This window comes from Geodermatophilus sp. SYSU D00867 (assembly GCF_054050315.1).
This window is the reverse complement of sequence record NZ_JBJGZC010000032.1, coordinates 18,576-34,609: the sequence shown is the minus strand read 5'-3', so window position 1 is coordinate 34,609 and position 16,034 is coordinate 18,576. Positions and strand designations below refer to the sequence as shown.

Sequence of the window (16,034 nt, the reverse complement as noted above, 5' to 3'; positions counted from 1 at the left end):
CGGGATGCTGGCAGCAGGAGCCCCACGTGTCACAGCGGGCAACGCTAGACAGCGCCGCTGGGAGATGGAGCGGTGCTGGTGGGACGTGCGTGCCGGGCGTGTCGCGTCGGCCGTGGTGTCGGACACCCTGCGTGACCAGGCCGTTGCAGTTGCGCGTCGGAGGAGAACCGCCGACGGCGTGCGTGGGACCATCGGCCAATGCGCATCGGCACCCTGCGACGGAGCCGGGCCCAGGAGGCGGCACCCGGGGTGAGCGGCACCGTCCGGCTGGACCGTCGCACGAAGAACCTCACCAAGCGCCTGCGGCCCGGCGACATCGCCGTCATCGACCACGTGGACATCGACCGGGTCAGCGCCGACTCCCTCGTCGCCGCCCGGGTCGGCGCCGTCGTCAACGCCGCGCCCAGCATCTCCGGGCGCTACCCGAACCTCGGCCCGGAGATCATCACCGCGGCCGGCATCCCCCTCGTCGACGGCGTCGGCAAGGACGTGTTCGCCGCGCTCAAGGAGGGCGCGCAGGTCCGCGTCGAGGGCGACACGCTCTACGGCCCCGACGGCACGGCCGTCGCGAAGGGCACCGAGCAGACGCCGGAGACCGTCGCGACCGCGATGGCCGAGGCCAAGGCCGGGCTGTCCACGCAGTTGGAGGCGTTCGCCACCAACACGATGGAGTACATGAAGCGCGAGCGCGCGCTGCTGCTCGACGGCGTCGGCGTGCCCGACGTGCAGACGGCCATCGAGGGCCGGCACGTGCTCGTCGTCGTCCGCGGCTACGACTACAAGGAGGACCTGCAGGCGCTGCGGTCCTACATCCGGGACTACCGGCCGGTCCTCATCGGCGTCGACGGCGGCGCGGACGCGCTCATCGAGGCCGGCTACTCGCCGGACATGATCATCGGCGACATGGACTCGGTCAGCGACCACGTCCTCAAGAGCGGCGCCGAGGTCGTCGTGCACGCCTACGTCGACGGCCGCGCCCCCGGCCTCAAGCGGGTGCAGGACCTCGGCGTCGACGCGATCACCTTCCCGGCCGCGGCGACCAGCGAGGACATCGCGATGCTGCTGGCCGACGAGAAGGGCGCCAAGCTCATCGTCGCCGTCGGCACGCACGCCACGCTGGTGGAGTTCCTCGACAAGGGGCGCGGCGGCATGGCCTCGACCTTCCTCACCCGGCTGCGGCTGGGCGGCAAGCTGGTCGACGCCAAGGGCGTGAGCCGGCTCTACCGCAGCCGCATCTCGACCGCCGCGCTGGTCGTGCTCGTGCTCGCCGCGCTGGTCGCCATCGTCGCCGCCCTGGCCGTCACCACCGCCGGGCGGATCTACTTCGACCTGCTGGTCGACCAGTGGGACAGCTTCGTGTTCTGGTTGGAGAACCTCTTCTCGTGATCGACTTCCGGTACCACCTGGTCTCCCTGATCGCGGTGTTCCTCGCGATCGCCCTGGGGCTGGTGATCGGCGCGACCCAGCTGTCGGGCCCGCTGCTGGACAACCTGCAGGGCCAGGTCACCTCGCTGCAGGACGACAAGCGCGCGCTGGAGGACACCACCCAGGACCTGCAGACGCAGGTCGACAGCAGCCAGGCCTTCGAGTCCGCCGTCGCCCCGGCCCTGGTGCAGGGCGCGCTGACCGGCCGCAGCGTGCTGCTGGTGCAGGCCTCCGAGGAGGTCACCACCGACACCGTCGAGGAGGTCACCGCGCTGGTCACCGAGGCCGGCGGGACGATCTCCGGGCAGGTCTCGCTGGCGCCGGAGTACAGCGACCCGGCCAGCGAGGCGGGCCTGCAGAGCTACGTGACCGGCCCCGGCCGCCCGGCCGGCGTCGTGCTGCCCGAGACCGACGACACGGGCCAGCTGGTCGGCGCGCTGCTCGCCCAGGTCCTCATGGTCCCGGCCGACGGCACCCCGGCCCCCGACACCGCCGCGGTGTCCACCGTGCTGGCCGGGCTGTCGGCGCTGGAGGTCCTCTCCCAGGACTCCGCGTCGGTCACCCCGGCCGACTTCGCCGTGGTGCTCACCGCCGGGGCGCCGACCGGCGAGGACGCCGCCGACCGCAACGACGTGCTGCTGGACCTGGTCACCGCCCTCGACGCCGAGGGCTCGGGCGCGGTCGTGGCCGGCGACGCCGACTCGGCGGGGGAGACCGGCCTGGTGGGCGTCGTGCGCGCCGACCCCGCGGTCTCCGCGGCGGTCTCCTCGGTGGACAACGTGACCAGCCCCTCGGGCCAGATCAGCACCGTGCTGGCGCTGGGCCGCGAGCGCGAGGGCACCTCCGGCAAGTACGGCACCGGGGAGGACACCCAGCCGGTCCCGCCGGTGCCCGCCACCACCCCGTGACCGGCCGCCGGCTCCCGCGCCGCACGACCGGCCGCCGGTTCCTGCTCGCCGCCGCCGGCGCGGCCGCCGCCCGGGCGGGTCTCGCCGCCGCGGCCGCGCTCGACGCCCGCCCCGTCGGCGCCCCGTGGCGGCGCACCAACTACGCCGGGCGGCCGGTGACCCTGCTCGGCGGGCCGGCGCTGGCCGCGGCCGCCACCGCCGGCGCCGTGCTCGGCGCCCCGGCCGGCACCCGCGCCGCCGCCGCCGTCGCCGGGGCGGTGTCCGGGCTGGTCGGCGGCTACGACGACCTCGCCGGTGCCCGCCCCGAGCAGGCGCGGGACAAGGGCCTCGCCGGGCACCTCGCCGCGCTGCGGGCCGGCCGGGTGTCGGCCGGCGCGGTCAAGGTCGCCGGGATCGGCGCGGCCGCCGCGGTCGCGGCGCTGCTCTCGGCAGGCGGGCATGGGGCCCGAGGCGGGCGGGGGATCGCCGACGCCGTCCTCACCACCGGCCTGGTCGCCGGCACCGCCAACCTGGTCAACCTGCTCGACCTGCGCCCCGGCCGCGCGGCCAAGGCCGGCGCGCTCGCCGCCGCGGCGGGCCTGCGCGGCCCGGCCGGCGGCCTGGCCGCCGGTCCGCTCGGTGCGGCGCTGGCGGTGCTGCCCGCCGACCTCGGCGAGCGGGTGATGCTCGGCGACGCCGGCGCCAACGCCCTCGGCGCGGTGCTCGGCCTACGGGCCGCCGCCGTCCCCTCGCGCCCGGCGCGCGCGGGCCTGCTGGCCGCGGTCACCGCGCTCACCCTCGCCAGCGAGCGGGTCAGCTTCACCCGGGTCATCGAGGCCACGCCGGGCCTGCGGGAGCTCGACCGGCTCGGCCGCCGCCCGGCGTGAGCGCCGGACCGGCGGTGCGCCCGCCCGGCCGCCGCGTCGCACAGGGGGTCGCCGGCGCCGCCGCGCTGATCGCCGTCCTCACCGTGCTGGCCCGCCTCGCCGGCTTCGGGCGCACGCTGGTCTTCACCAACGCCGTCGGCGCGGACAGCACCGGCGACACCTACACCGCGGCCAACGCCGTCCCGAACATCGTCTTCGAGGTGGTGGCGGGCGGGGCGCTGGCCTCCCTCGTCGTGCCGATGCTGGCCGCCGGCATCGCCGCCGGAGACCGCGAGCAGGTCCGCCGGACCGCCTCGGCGCTGCTGGGCTGGACGCTGCTGGTGCTCGCGCCGCTGGCCGCGCTGCTCGCCGTCCTCGCGCACCCGGTCGCCGAGCTGCTGCTCGGCGGCGGCACGCCCGCCGAGGTCGACCTGGCCGCCCGCTTCCTCGTCGTGTTCGCACCGCAGGTGGTGCTCTACGGCCTCGCCGTCGTCGCCACCGGCGTGCTGCAGGCCCACCGCCGCTTCGCCTGGCCGGCCCTGGCGCCGCTGCTGTCCAGCGTCGTCGTCGCCGCCGCGTACGCCGCCTTCGCGTGGACGGGCGGCGGCCGGGAGGTCCGGGACCTGACGACGACGGGCGAGCTGGTCCTCGGCGTCGGGACGACGCTCGGCGTGCTGGCCCTGGCGCTGGCGGTGCTGCTGCCGGTGCGGGGGCTGCACCTGGGGCTGCGGCCCGCGCTGCGGTTCCCGGTGGGCGCGGCGCCGCAGGTGCGCCGGCTGGCGGTCGCCGGGGTGCTCACCCTCGCCGGGCAGCAGCTGGTGGCCGCGGTCGCCATCCGGCTGGCCGGCGACGGGCCCGACGGCACCCAGGTCGCCTACACCGCCGGGCTCACGCTGTTCCTCGTGCCGTGGGCGGCGGTCGCGGTGCCGCTGGCCACCTCCGCCTACCCGCTCATGGCCGAGCGCGCCGCGGTCGGGGACCTGCCCGGCTACCGCCGCGCGCTGGCGCCGGTCACCGCGCTGGTCGTGGCCGCCAGCGCCGGGGCCGCCGCGGTGCTGGCCGCCGTCGCCGGGCCGATGGCGCGGGTGTTCCTCGTCGACGGGGAGGCCGACCGGGTCGCCGCGCTGCGCGACGCCGTCGTCGCCTTCGCCCCGGGCCTGGTCGGCTACGGCCTGGTCGCCGTCCTCACCCGGGCGCTCTACGCCCGCGGGCTGTGGCGGGCGCCGACGGCGTGCGTGCTCGGCGGGTGGCTGCTCGCCGTGGCCGCCGACGTCGTCCTGTCCACCGCGCTGCCGGTCGCGGACCGGGCGCTGGCGCTGGGCGCCGGGCACAGCGCCGGGGTGACCGCCGCGGGCCTCGGCCTGCTCGTCGTCACGGCGCGGACGGCCGGGCCCACGGGGCTGGCCGGGCTGGCCCGCCTGGGGCTGCCGGCGCTGCTCGCCGCCGGGGCGGGCGCGGCCGCGGGCCTCGCGGTCGCCCGCGCACTGGGCGCCGACCCGGTGCCCGGCGGCTCGCTGCTCGCGACGGCGGGGGCGGGGCTGCTGGCGGCGGCGACCGTGACCGCGGTGGCGGCGGCGGTCATGATGGGGACGGCGCGCCGCCCCCTGACCGCGGCGGTGCGCGCGCTGCGGACGCCCGGGGGGACGGAGGTGCACGGTGGCTGAGGCCCGACCGCTGGCCGGCCGCCGGGTGGCCGAGGTGCTCGCCACCAGCACCGGCGGCGTCGGCACCCACCTGCGCTCGGTGCTGCCCGCGCTGGCCGGCGCGGGCGCCGGGGTCACCGTCTGCGGGCCCGCGGCCACCGACGCGCTGTTCGGCTTCTCCGCCGCGGCCGGCTTCACCCCGGTGGAGATCTCCGCCGGGCTCGACCCGCTCGCCGACACCCGCGCGGTGCTCGCGCTGCGCCGCGCCGCCGCCGGGGCCGACCTCGTGCACGCCCACGGGCTGCGCGCCGGCCTGGTCGCCGCCGCCGCGGTGCGCGGCGGCACCCGCCGCCCGCTGGTGGTCACCCTGCACAACGCGCTGCCCGAGCGCTCCGGTCCGCTCCGCCGGGTGCTGGCCGCCGCCGAGCGGGCCACCGTCCGCGCCGCCGACGTCGTGCTGGCCGCCTCCGGCGACCTCGCCGACAACGCCCGCCGCCTCGGCGCCCGCGACGTCCGGGTGGCGCCGGTGTCGGCGCCCGCGCTGCCGCCGGCCCGCCGGTCCCGCGACGAGGTCCGCGCCGGCCTGGGGCTGGCCGACGGCCGCCCGCTGGTGCTCGCCGTCGGGCGGCTGCACCCGCAGAAGGGCTACGACGTCCTCCTCGACGCCGCCGCGACCCTGGCCCGTGGCGCGGCCGGTGACCGCGCGCCGCTGGTCGCGATCGCCGGTGACGGGCCGCTGGAGGCCGAGCTGTCCGCCCGGATCGCCGCGCAGCGGCTGCCGGTGACCCTGCTCGGCCGCCGCGACGACGTCGCCGACCTGCTGGCCGCCGCCGACCTGGTCGTGCTGCCCTCCCGCTGGGAGGCGCGCTCGCTCACCGCCCAGGAGGCGCTGCGGGCCGGCACGCCGCTGGTCGCCACCCGCACCGGCGGGCTGCCGGAGCTGCTCGGCGACGGCGCGCTGCTCGTGCCCCCCGGCGACGCCGCCGCGCTGGCCGGCGCGGTCGCCGACCTGCTGGCCGACCCCGCCCGCGCCGCCGCGCTGGCCGAGGCCGGGCGGGCGCGGGCGGCGGGCTGGCCGGACGAGGCCGCCACCGCCCGCACCCTGGTCGCCGTCTACCGCGAGCTGCTGGGGCCCCCGCGGTGAGGCGCGCCGCCGTCCTGCTGTCCGTGCTGCTGGCGCTGCTCGCCCTCGGGCTGCCCGGATCGGCGGCGGCGGACGACGGCCGGCGCGCCGACCGGGTGCTCGTCGTCGGCGTGCCCGGGCTGGTGTGGGACGACGTCGACCCCGGGCGGACGCCGGCCCTGTGGGAGCTGGCCGACACCTCGCCGGTCGGGGCGGTGTCGGTGCGCGCGGCCCGCTCCACCACCTGCCTGCTCGACGGCTGGGCCACCCTCGGCGCGGGCAACCGGGCCCGCTTCCCGGCGCCGGACGAGATGCTGCCGATGGTCCCGCTGCCCACCGTGCCGCTGCCGGGGGAGACACCGGACGCCCCCGGCGAGTCCGGCGCGGCCCCCTCCCAGGAGCCGGTGCCGGCCGGGCCGCCGGCCAGCCCCGAGCTGTCGCACTGCGGGCTGCAGGAGCGGCTGGCGGAGGCGGGGCTGGCCGATCCGCTCAGCGCCGTCCGCGCGGTCGCCGAGGACGACGCCAGCGCCCGCTTCGGCGCCGAGCCGGGGGCCCTCGGCGCCGCGGTCGGCTGCGCGACGGTCGTCGGCCGGGCGGCGGCGCTGGCCGTGGCCGCGCCCGGGGTCGGGCTGACCCGCGAGGACGCGCTGCCGGCCGACCCGGCGGCGCTGGCCGCGCTGCTGGAGCCCTGCCCGCTCACGCTGGTCTCCCTCGACGGCCTGGTCGACGCCGGCGTCCCCGCGCCCGAGGGCAGCGAGACCGGCACCGACCCGGTCTCCCGCGAGGCCGCGCTGGCCGCCGTCGACGAGCAGGTGGCCCGGCTGCGCGCCGCCGTGGACACGCTGCCCGGCGAGACGCTGCTGCTGGTGCAGGGCGTCTCGGAGGTCAACGACGGCCGCCCGCAGCTGCACGTGGGCATCGCCTCGGGTCCCGGGTTCCCCGGCCCGGGGTGGCTGACGTCGGCCAGCACCGGCCGGGCGCCGTTCACCCAGCTCATCGACGTCGCCCCGACCGTGCTGCGCGCGCTGGACCTCGAGCAGCCGGCGTCGGTCAACGGCCAGCCGCTCACCGTGACCGGGGGCCGTCCCGCCACCGCGGAGGCGGTCGCGGAGCTGGAGCGGGCCAACACCGCCGCGGTCACCCACCACCGCAGCACCGGCACGTTCTTCACGGCGCTGGTGGTGGTGCAGGCCGCCGTCGTCGTCCTCGGCGTGCTCGTGCTCGGCCTCACCCGCGGCGCGCGGCCGCGCGCCCGGCTGCGGCCGGTGCTGGAGCTCGCGGCCCTGGCGGCCGCGGCGCTGCCGGTGGCCACCTACCTGGCCGGGCTGCTGCCCTGGGAGCGCGCCGGCTCGCCGCGGTGGGCGCTGGCCGGGGCGCTGCTGGTGGCCGACGCCGCGGTGGTCGCGGTCGCCGTCCTGGGGCCGTGGCGCCGCCGCCGGGGCGGGCCGCCGCTGGCCGTCCTCGCGGTCACCGTCGGCACGCTGGTCGCCGACGTGCTCACCGGCTCGTCGCTGGAGCTGGACGGGCTGCTCGGCTACGACGCGATCGTCGCCGGGCGGTTCACCGGCTACGGCAACCTCACCTCCGGCCTGCTGGCGGCGGCCGCGCTGGTCGGCACCGCCGTCGTCGCCACCGCGGCCGGCCGCCGCGCCGGGCGGGACGACGGCGGGCGGCGGGCGCGGCGGGTCACCGGCGCCGTCGTCCTGGGCGCCGGGCTGGCCACCGTGGTGCTGGTCGGCGCGCCGGGGCTCGGCCGCGACTTCGGCGGCGTGCTCGCGGTGCTGCCCGGCTTCCTGCTGCTGGCGATGCTGCTCACCGGCGTGCGCGTGACCGCGGTGCGGCTGGCCGCGGTGCTCGGCGCCGGGGTGGTCGCCGTCGGCACGCTGGCGTTCCTGGACTGGCTGCGGCCGGCCGCCGAGCGCAGCCACCTCGGCCGGTTCGTCGAGCAGCTGCTCACCGGCGAGGCGTGGACGGTGGTGAGCCGCAAGGCCTCGGCCAACGTCGGCATCCTGCTCGGCAGCGCGCTGGCCTGGATGCTGCCGGTGGCGCTCGTGGCCGCCGTCTGGCTGGTGCGCGGCCGCCGGCCCGCGCTGCTGCGCGGTCCCGGCCTGCTCCGCGACGGCGGCTCGGGCCTGCGCCCGGCCGACGCGGCCGTGCTGCGCGCCGGGCTGGTCGCCGCGGCGCTGAGCCTGACCCTGGGCGCCGCGGTCAACGACTCCGGCGTCGCGCTGCCCGCGACCGCCGCCGCGCTGCTCGTGCCGCTGCTGGTGACGCTGGCCACGACCGCGCCTGGCCGGCGGGGCGTGCCCGCGGACAGCCGGGACGAGGACCCGGACCGTGTTACGGTGGGTTCCCGTGGGTCGACCTGGAATGCGTGATCGCGGGCTCCTCCACAACTCCCAGCCGACGAAGTTCGTCTTCGTCACCGGTGGAGTTGTCTCCTCTCTCGGCAAGGGCCTGACGGCCAGTTCCCTCGGCGCTCTGCTGTCCGCCCGCGGCCTGCGGGTGACCATGCAGAAGCTGGACCCGTACCTCAACGTGGACCCCGGGACGATGAACCCGTTCCAGCACGGCGAGGTCTTCGTCACCGAGGATGGCGCCGAGACCGACCTCGACGTCGGCCACTACGAGCGGTTCCTCGACACCGACCTCGGCCGGCGCTCGAACGTCACCACCGGGCAGGTCTACTCCGACGTCATCGCCAAGGAGCGGCGCGGGGAGTACCTCGGTGACACCGTGCAGGTCATCCCGCACATCACCAACGAGATCAAGTCCCGCATCCTCGCCGCCGCGGAGTCCGGCACCGAGGACGACGAGGGCGTGGACGTCGTCATCACCGAGATCGGCGGCACCGTCGGCGACATCGAGTCGCTGCCCTTCCTCGAGGCCGCCCGGCAGGTGCGCCACGAGATCGGCCGGGACAACTGCTTCTTCCTGCACATCTCGCTGGTGCCCTACATCGCGCCGTCGGGCGAGCTGAAGACCAAGCCGACGCAGCACTCGGTCGCCGCGCTGCGCAACATCGGCATCCAGCCCGACGCGGTGGTCTGCCGCGCCGACCGCGAGATCGGCACCGGCCTCAAGCGCAAGATCAGCCTGATGTGCGACGTCGACGCCGAGGGCGTGATCTCCTGCCCCGACGCGCCGTCGATCTACGACATCCCCAAGGTGCTGCACCGCGAGGGCCTGGACGCCTACGTCGTCCGCCGGCTGGGCCTGCCGTTCCGCGACGTCGACTGGACCGTGTGGGGCGACCTGCTCGAGCGGGTGCACCGCCCGAAGCAGACGGTGACGATCGCGCTGGTCGGCAAGTACGTCGACCTGCCCGACGCCTACCTGTCGGTCAGCGAGGCGCTGCGCGCGGGCGGGTTCGCCCACCGCGCCCGGGTGCGGATCCGCTGGGTGCCCTCCGACGACTGCCAGACCCCCGAGGGGGCGGCGGCCGCGCTGTCCGACGTCGACGGCGTGTGCATCCCCGGCGGGTTCGGCGTCCGCGGCATCGAGGGCAAGCTCGGCGCGATCCGCTACACCCGCACCAACGGCATCCCGACCCTGGGGCTGTGCCTGGGCCTGCAGTGCATGGTCATCGAGTACGCCCGCAACGTGGCCGGGCTCGAGCAGGCCAACTCCGCCGAGTTCGACCCCGACACCCCCGACGCGGTCATCGCCACCATGGCCAGCCAGGTCGACGTCATCGCCGGCGAGCGCGGGCTGGGCGGCACCATGCGGCTGGGCAGCTACCCGGCGCACCTGCTCAAGGGCTCGCAGGCCGCGGCCGCCTACGGCTCGACCGAGATCACCGAGCGGCACCGGCACCGCTACGAGGTGGCCAACGCCTACCGCGACCGGCTCTCCGACGCCGGCCTGGTGTTCAGCGGCACCTCGCCCGACGGCCTGCTGGTCGAGTTCGCCGAGCTGCCGCGCGAGGTGCACCCGTTCTTCGTCGGCACCCAGGCCCACCCGGAGCTCAAGAGCCGCCCCACCCGCCCGCACCCGCTGTTCGCGGCGTTCGTCGACGCGGCCATCGACCGCGCCGAGTCCGCCCGGCTGCCGGTGCCGGTGGAGGCCGAGGCGGAGAAGGTCGGGATCTGAGGTGACCGAGCCGGCCGCCGACGGCGACTACCGCGTCCTCGACAGCGAGACGGTCTACGAGGGGCGGGTCATCTCGCTGGTCAAGGACACCGTCGCCATGCCCGGCGGCGGCGACAGCGTGCGCGAGGTGGTCCGCCACCCGGGCGCGGTCGCCGTCGTCGCGCTGGGCGACGACGGGCAGGTCGTGCTGCTCCGGCAGTACCGGCACCCGGTCGGCGGCTACCTGTGGGAGCTGCCCGCCGGCCTGCGCGACGCCGACGGCGAGCCGCCGCTGGAGACGGCGAAGCGGGAGCTGGCCGAGGAGGTGCGCATGGCCGCCGAGCGGTGGTCGCTGCTCACCACCAGCTTCAGCACCCCGGGCTTTTGCGACGAGCTGGTGCTGGTCTACCTCGCCGAGGGCCTGTCCGACGTCGACCGGCCCGAGGGCTTCACCGTGGAGCACGAGGAGCTCGACATGACCGTCGAGCGGGTGCCGCTGGACGACGCCGTGCAGTGGGTGTTCGACGGGCGGATCCGCAACGCCGCCGCCGTCATCGGCCTGCTCGCCGCCGCCCAGCACCGCGCCGCCGGCCCGCGCCTGCGCCCCGTCGACGCCACCTGACGAACTCCCTCGCTCCCCACGGCTCGCACGCTCGCGGCGGGACCCTGCGAGGGGGCCGTCACGCGATGACGACGGGGCTGGACCAGCCGACCTGCTCGTACTCGGTGACCTGCGTGCCGGCGTCGAGGACGAGCTCCTCGAGCCAGAAGACGTAGGGGACGCCGCTGGTCAGCCCGCCGATGCCCGCGGTCACCTCGCCGCAGTCGCCGCGCTGCCCGACGGTCACCTGCGGCGGCGCCGGCTGCGGGCCGGGGACTAGCTGCTGGCCGACCGCCGTCACCCGGTAGCCCTGCACCGACTCCCGGCCGTCGGCCTGCCAGCTCACCGTCGCCGACCCCACCCCCGGGACGACGCCCGGCGGCACCTGGCGCAGGCTGCCGTAGCCGCCGCACTGCGCGGGCGGCGGCGTGGTCTGCAGCGGCTGGCCCTGCGGGACCAGCGGGCTCGGCACCTCGACGTGCAGCCGGCGCGGCACCGGCAGCGCGAGCACCGGGGCGTCGACCACCGGCGGGGGCGCCGCCGCGACCGGCTGCGGCGCGTCGACCACGCGGGCGGGCTGCGGGCCGTCGGCGGTGCCCGCGTCGCGGAACGGCGCCCAGGACGCGGTCACCTGCGCGGCGAGGTCCGTGGCCGGTGCCGACAGCACGACCAGCCCCACCGCCGCCACGGCGGCCACCCGCCCGGCGATCCCGCCGGCTGACGGGCCCCGCCGCCGTCTCGCTCGTCCCACGGTCACCTCCCGGCTCGGGAGGTGGCATCGGCACCGGTGGCCGCGTCCTCAACCCGAGAGCGGCGGCGCGGTGGCGCCGGAGCCCGCCGCGTCCGGGACGGGCAGCCGCAGCCCCAGCCGCCCGGCCTCCAGCGCGGCCAGCGCCCGCACCGCGGCGGGGTCGCCGGCCCGCCAGGCCGCGCCGATCCCGGGCGGCAGCGCGGCCAGCCGGGGGAGCGGGGCGGTGGCGACGGCGCGGGCGGCGAGCAGGTGCAGGTCCGGGTCGGGGCCGCCGGCCAGCCGCTCCACCGCCGTCGCCTCCTGCACCCAGCGCAGCCGCCACGGCAGCCAGCGCAGCAGCAGCCAGCCCACCGGCAGCACCACCAGGACGACGGCGAGGAGCAGCGCGAGCGTGCCGACGGCGTCCTGCGCCGCCTGCCCGGCGCCCCGCACGGAGCCCGCGGCGTCGCCGAGCGCGTCGAACGGGGAGGACAGCTCGTCGCCGACCACCGGCAGGTCCTGCGCGGCGTCGGCGGCCGAGCCCATGCTGTCGGCGACCGACGTCCCGAGGTCCTCCACCGCCCGGCCGGGCGCGGCCAGCGCCAGCACCGCCCCGTGCACCGCGCGCGCCACCAGCACCCACAGCACGGCCCAGGCCAGCAGTCCGGCGTCGGCCGCCACCTGGCGCAGGCGGGCGTCGGGTCGGGCGGCGTACAGGCGCATCAGCGGGTCCTCCCGGGGGTTCGGCGACGCGTTCCGGCCCCCGCCATCGTCGGCGCTGCGCGCGGTCCCGGCAGCGCGGGAGCGGCCAGGCTCTAGGGTCCGGAGTGAGCTCCCTCACCCGGGAGCGGACGGCAGGCGCGGGCCGACGACCTCGGCCCGGTCGAACATCCAGGAGTGGTCATGCGCGTCGGGGTGCCCCGCGAGGTCAAGAACAGGGAGTACCGGGTGGCGTTGACCCCGGCCGGGGTCACGGAGCTGACCCGGGCCGGGCACACGGTGCTCGTCGAGCAGGGCGCGGGGGAGGGCAGCTCCATCCCCGACGCCGACTACACCGCCGCCGGCGCGCGCATCGTCGCGAGCGCCGACGACGTGTGGGCCGACGCCGACCTGCTGCTCAAGGTCAAGGAGCCGGTCGAGGAGGAGTACGGGCGGCTGCGCGCCGGGCAGACGCTGTTCACCTACCTCCACCTGGCCGCCTCGCGGGCGTGCACCGAGGCGCTGGTCGCCTCCGGCACCACCGCGATCGCCTACGAGACCGTGCAGACGGCCGGCGGCGCGCTGCCGCTGCTCGCGCCGATGAGCGAGGTCGCCGGGCGGATGGCGCCGCAGGTCGGCGCGCACAGCCTCGAGCGCGCGCACGGCGGCCGCGGGGTCCTGCTCGGCGGGGTGTCGGGCGTCTACGCGGCCAAGGTCGTCGTCATCGGCGCCGGGGTGTCGGGCATGAACGCCGCGACCATCGCCCTGGGCATGCAGGCCGAGGTCGTCGTCCTCGACCGCGACGTCGACAAGCTGCGCGCGGCCGACCGGGTCTACCGCGGCCACCTGCAGACGGTGACCTCCAACGCCTACGAGGTCGAGCGCGCCGTCCTCGACGCCGACCTGGTGATCGGCGCGGTGCTGGTCCCCGGCGCCAAGGCGCCCACGCTGGTGAGCAACGAGCTGGTCAGCCGGATGAAGCCGGGGTCGGTGCTCGTCGACATCGCCGTCGACCAGGGCGGGTGCTTCGAGGACTCCCGTCCCACGACACACGACGACCCGACCTTCCGGGTGCACGAGTCGGTGTTCTACTGCGTGGCGAACATGCCCGGCGCCGTCCCGAACACCTCCACGCACGCGCTCACCAACGTGACGCTGCCCTACGTCATGGCCCTGGCCGAGCAGGGGACGCGGGCGGCCGTCGCCGCGGACCCGGCGCTGGCGCACGGCGTCAACGTCGTCGCCGGGCAGGTGACCCTGTCCGAGGTGGCCGAGGCACACGGGATGACCGCCGTGCCCTGGGAGGAGGTCCTGTCCTGACGACAGCGACGGGAGCGCCGCAGCGGGGGGCGAGCGAGGAGCGGACCGGCGCGCGGGGCCTGGCCGGGGGACGGGGCCCGACGACGACGCCGGGTGCCGGTCCCGACGTCGAGCGCGTGGTCGGCGGCTACCTCGACCACCTCGCCGTCGAGCGCGGCCTGGCCGCCAACACCATCGCCTCCTACCGGCGCGACCTGCGCCGGTACGCGCGGTTCCTCGCCGACGCCGGGGTGCGGGGCCTCGGGGAGGTCGCGGAGAGCGACGTCTCCGGGTTCCTCGCGGCGCTGCGGGCCGGCGACGACGAGCACCCGCCGCTGTCGGCCACCTCGGCCGCGCGCGCCGTCGTCGCCGTCCGCGGGCTGCACCGCTTCGCGCTGCTCGACGGGCTGGTGCCCGGCGACGTCGCCGCGGAGGTCCGCCCGCCCGCGCCGGCGCGGCGGCTGCCCAAGGCGATCCCGGTCGAGGCGGTGGTGGCGCTGATCGAGGCCGCGGGGTCGGTGGAGGGCCCGCGCGGGCTGCGGGACCGGGCGCTGCTCGAGGTGCTCTACGGCACCGGCGCGCGCATCTCCGAGGCGGTCGGCCTCGCCGTCGACGACCTCGACCGCGGCCAGGCCGTGGTGCGGCTGGCCGGCAAGGGCGGCAAGGAGCGGATCGTCCCGGTGGGCAGCTACGCGTTGCGCGCCGTCGAGGACTACCTGGTGCGCGCCCGCCCGGCGTTGGCCGCGGCGGGGAGGGGCGGCGTCCGGGGCGGGCGGCTGTTCCTCAACGCCCGCGGCGGGCCGCTGTCGCGGCAGAGCGCCTGGGCGATCCTGCGGTCGGCGGCCGAGCGGGCCGGGCTGGACCCCGACCACGTCTCGCCGCACACGCTGCGGCACTCGTTCGCCACCCACCTGCTCGACGGCGGCGCCGACGTCCGCGTCGTGCAGGAACTGCTCGGCCACGCGTCGGTGACGACGACCCAGGTCTACACGCTGGTCACCGTCGACAAGCTGCGCGAGGTGTACGCCAGCAGCCACCCGAGGGCCCTGTCCTGACGAGGGCGGGGGCGCCCGTCTGGCAGGTCCTGCCCACGGCTACCCGCCGGTACTCCGGAACCTGGGCGACATCCGCCAGCAACCGGCGTGTCCCGTGGATCGTTCGTGGTGATCTCCCTACCGTCGGGGAGGACCCGAGCGGACCGGGCCGGCCGAGACCGCGGCCGGCTCCGCCGGGGAGCACGGAGGAGTGGCACTCATGGCGATCCGAGGGGACGTGGCCGGGCAGGCCCTCGCACTCCCGGCCGACGGCGGGGAGATGGGTGCGGCCGCCTCGAAGCTGGACCCCGCCCGCGCGCGGCAGCGCAAGCTGCCCGAGCCGCCGCCGCTGACCCAGCACGGCCCGGCGCGGGTCATCGCGATGTGCAACCAGAAGGGCGGCGTCGGCAAGACGACGTCGACGATCAACCTGGGTGCCGCGCTGGTCGAGTACGGCCGCAAGGTGCTGCTGGTCGACCTGGACCCGCAGGGCGCGCTGTCGGTCGGCCTGGGTGTCCCCTCCCAGCAGCTGGACCGCACGATCTACAACGCCCTCATGGAGCAGCGGACCACGCTGGCCGACGTCCGCGTGCCCACCGACGTCCCGGGCCTGGACCTGGTGCCGAGCAACATCGACCTCTCCGCCGCCGAGGTGCAGCTGGTCAGCGAGGTCGCCCGCGAGCAGACGCTGCTGCGCAAGCTGGCCGACGTCCGCGACGAGTACGACTACGTCCTCATCGACTGCCAGCCGTCGCTGGGCCTGCTCACGGTCAACGCCCTGACCGCGGCGCACGGCGTGGTCATCCCGCTGGAGTGCGAGTTCTTCTCGCTGCGCGGCGTGGCGCTGCTGGTCGACACGATCGACAAGGTGCGCGAGCGGCTCAACCCCGAGCTGGAGATCTCCGGGATCCTCGCCACGATGTACGACACCCGGACCGTGCACTGCCGGGAGGTGTTCAGCCGGGTGGTCGAGGCCTTCGGCGACACCGTGTTCCAGACGGTCATCCAGCGCACCGTGCGCTTCCCGGAGACGACCGTCGCCGGCCAACCGATCACCACCTGGGCGCCGACCTCGTCGGGTGCGGCCGCCTACCGCGACCTGGCCAAGGAGGTCATCGCCCTGTGACGCGTCGCCCCGTCCTCCCCGGCGCGGCCGAGCTGTTCCGCCGCACCGACGTGCCGCAGGCGGAGGTCACCGAGCTGCCGAGCGTGAGCTCGGCGGTCAGCTCCCCGGCGCTGCGGGGTTCCCGCCGCGCGGCGGAGACGGCCCCCGACGACGAGTCGCCCGCCCCGCTCACGCTGGTCCCCGGCGGCGCGCCGGCCGACGCGCTGGCCGCCTTCCGCGCGCCGGCGCCGGCTCCCGCCCCCGGCGCCCGCACCCGGGGCAAGCCCGCCCGGGCGGCGGGCAACGGCCGCACCCGGCACGACGAGAAGATCACCGTCTACCTCTCCGCCGAGGAGCTGCTGGCGCTGGAGAGCGCCCGGCTCACGCTGCGCGCCCAGCACGGCGTGGCCGCCGACCGCGGCCGCATCGTGCGCGAGGCGATCGCGGTGCTGCTCGCCGACCTCGAGGAGCAGGGCGAGGACTCGGTGCTCGTCCGCCGCCTGCGCGGCTGACAGAGGCGCCCCGTGCCCCCCGCCGCGCACCCGCTCGCG

General features: G+C 77.3%; 14 protein-coding genes. 12 read left to right on the top strand and 2 right to left on the bottom strand.

The genetic code is table 11. The features are described 5' to 3' along the window. Positions 1-249 precede the first annotated feature (249 nt). From steA to ACI8AK_RS21845, 8 genes are read left to right on the top strand one after another with little or no spacing between them, the layout of a single operon-like run. Entirely contained in the window at positions 250-1,386 is a 1,137-nt protein-coding gene (gene steA, locus ACI8AK_RS21880) for a putative cytokinetic ring protein SteA (protein ID WP_387994397.1), read from the top strand. Continuing rightward, entirely contained in the window at positions 1,383-2,333 is a 951-nt protein-coding gene (locus ACI8AK_RS21875; protein ID WP_387994394.1) for a copper transporter, read from the top strand. The genes steA and ACI8AK_RS21875 overlap by 4 nt, the downstream gene beginning before the upstream one ends. Further along, entirely contained in the window at positions 2,330-3,199 is an 870-nt protein-coding gene (locus ACI8AK_RS21870; RefSeq protein WP_456957999.1) for a hypothetical protein, read from the top strand. Before ACI8AK_RS21875 ends, ACI8AK_RS21870 begins: the two co-directional genes overlap by 4 nt. Beyond that, positions 3,196-4,842, top strand: coding sequence for a murein biosynthesis integral membrane protein MurJ (gene murJ, locus ACI8AK_RS21865; protein WP_456957997.1), 1,647 nt, complete (start codon positions 3,196-3,198; stop codon positions 4,840-4,842). The genes ACI8AK_RS21870 and murJ overlap by 4 nt, the downstream gene beginning before the upstream one ends. Continuing rightward, positions 4,835-5,965, top strand: a complete 1,131-nt coding sequence (locus ACI8AK_RS21860) for a glycosyltransferase family 4 protein (RefSeq protein WP_456957995.1) — start codon at positions 4,835-4,837, stop codon at positions 5,963-5,965. Before murJ ends, ACI8AK_RS21860 begins: the two co-directional genes overlap by 8 nt. Next, a complete protein-coding gene (locus ACI8AK_RS21855; RefSeq protein WP_456957993.1) occupies positions 5,962-8,322 on the top strand; it encodes a hypothetical protein in 2,361 nt (786 codons plus the stop codon). The genes ACI8AK_RS21860 and ACI8AK_RS21855 overlap by 4 nt, the downstream gene beginning before the upstream one ends. Beyond that, positions 8,300-10,036: a CTP synthase gene (locus ACI8AK_RS21850; protein ID WP_456957991.1), complete on the top strand. Its 1,737-nt coding sequence runs from the start codon at positions 8,300-8,302 to the stop codon at positions 10,034-10,036. The genes ACI8AK_RS21855 and ACI8AK_RS21850 overlap by 23 nt, the downstream gene beginning before the upstream one ends. Before the next feature lies 1 nt (position 10,037). Then, positions 10,038-10,637: an NUDIX domain-containing protein gene (locus ACI8AK_RS21845; protein ID WP_387988046.1), complete on the top strand. Its 600-nt coding sequence runs from the start codon at positions 10,038-10,040 to the stop codon at positions 10,635-10,637. A 58-nt stretch (positions 10,638-10,695) separates the two neighbouring features. Here the strand turns inward: ACI8AK_RS21845 and ACI8AK_RS21840 are convergent, their stop codons facing one another. Continuing rightward, positions 10,696-11,313, bottom strand: coding sequence for a hypothetical protein (locus ACI8AK_RS21840; protein ID WP_456957989.1), 618 nt, complete (start codon positions 11,311-11,313; stop codon positions 10,696-10,698). 102 nt (positions 11,314-11,415) lie between these two features. Further along, positions 11,416-12,069, bottom strand: coding sequence for a hypothetical protein (locus ACI8AK_RS21835; protein ID WP_456957987.1), 654 nt, complete (start codon positions 12,067-12,069; stop codon positions 11,416-11,418). Between the two features lie 180 nt (positions 12,070-12,249). Between ACI8AK_RS21835 and ald the strand changes: the two genes are divergently transcribed. The 4 genes from ald to ACI8AK_RS21815 all read left to right on the top strand — a co-directional run bounded on the left by ald (position 12,250) and on the right by ACI8AK_RS21815 (position 15,995). Continuing rightward, on the top strand, positions 12,250-13,365 hold the full coding sequence (gene ald, locus ACI8AK_RS21830; RefSeq protein WP_456902380.1) for an alanine dehydrogenase: 1,116 nt from the start codon (positions 12,250-12,252) through the stop codon (positions 13,363-13,365). A gap of 116 nt (positions 13,366-13,481) precedes the next feature. Next, positions 13,482-14,399, top strand: a complete 918-nt coding sequence (locus tag ACI8AK_RS21825; RefSeq protein WP_387988050.1) for a site-specific tyrosine recombinase XerD — start codon at positions 13,482-13,484, stop codon at positions 14,397-14,399. Between the two features lie 199 nt (positions 14,400-14,598). Next, positions 14,599-15,504, top strand: a complete 906-nt coding sequence (locus ACI8AK_RS21820) for a ParA family protein (protein WP_456902382.1) — start codon at positions 14,599-14,601, stop codon at positions 15,502-15,504. Next, positions 15,501-15,995: a hypothetical protein gene (locus ACI8AK_RS21815; RefSeq protein WP_387988051.1), complete on the top strand. Its 495-nt coding sequence runs from the start codon at positions 15,501-15,503 to the stop codon at positions 15,993-15,995. The genes ACI8AK_RS21820 and ACI8AK_RS21815 overlap by 4 nt, the downstream gene beginning before the upstream one ends. The last annotated feature ends 39 nt before the right edge of the window (positions 15,996-16,034 follow it).

Bases quoted from the DNA above. Each gene is read 5' to 3' on its own strand.
- ACI8AK_RS21835 (WP_456957987.1), bottom strand. From the start codon at position 12,069: ATGCGCCTGTACGCCGCCCGACCCGACGCCCGCCTGCGCCAGGTGGCG.
- ald (WP_456902380.1), top strand. From the start codon at position 12,250: ATGCGCGTCGGGGTGCCCCGCGAGGTCAAGAACAGGGAGTACCGGGTG.
- ACI8AK_RS21820 (WP_456902382.1), top strand. From the start codon at position 14,599: ATGGCGATCCGAGGGGACGTGGCCGGGCAGGCCCTCGCACTCCCGGCC.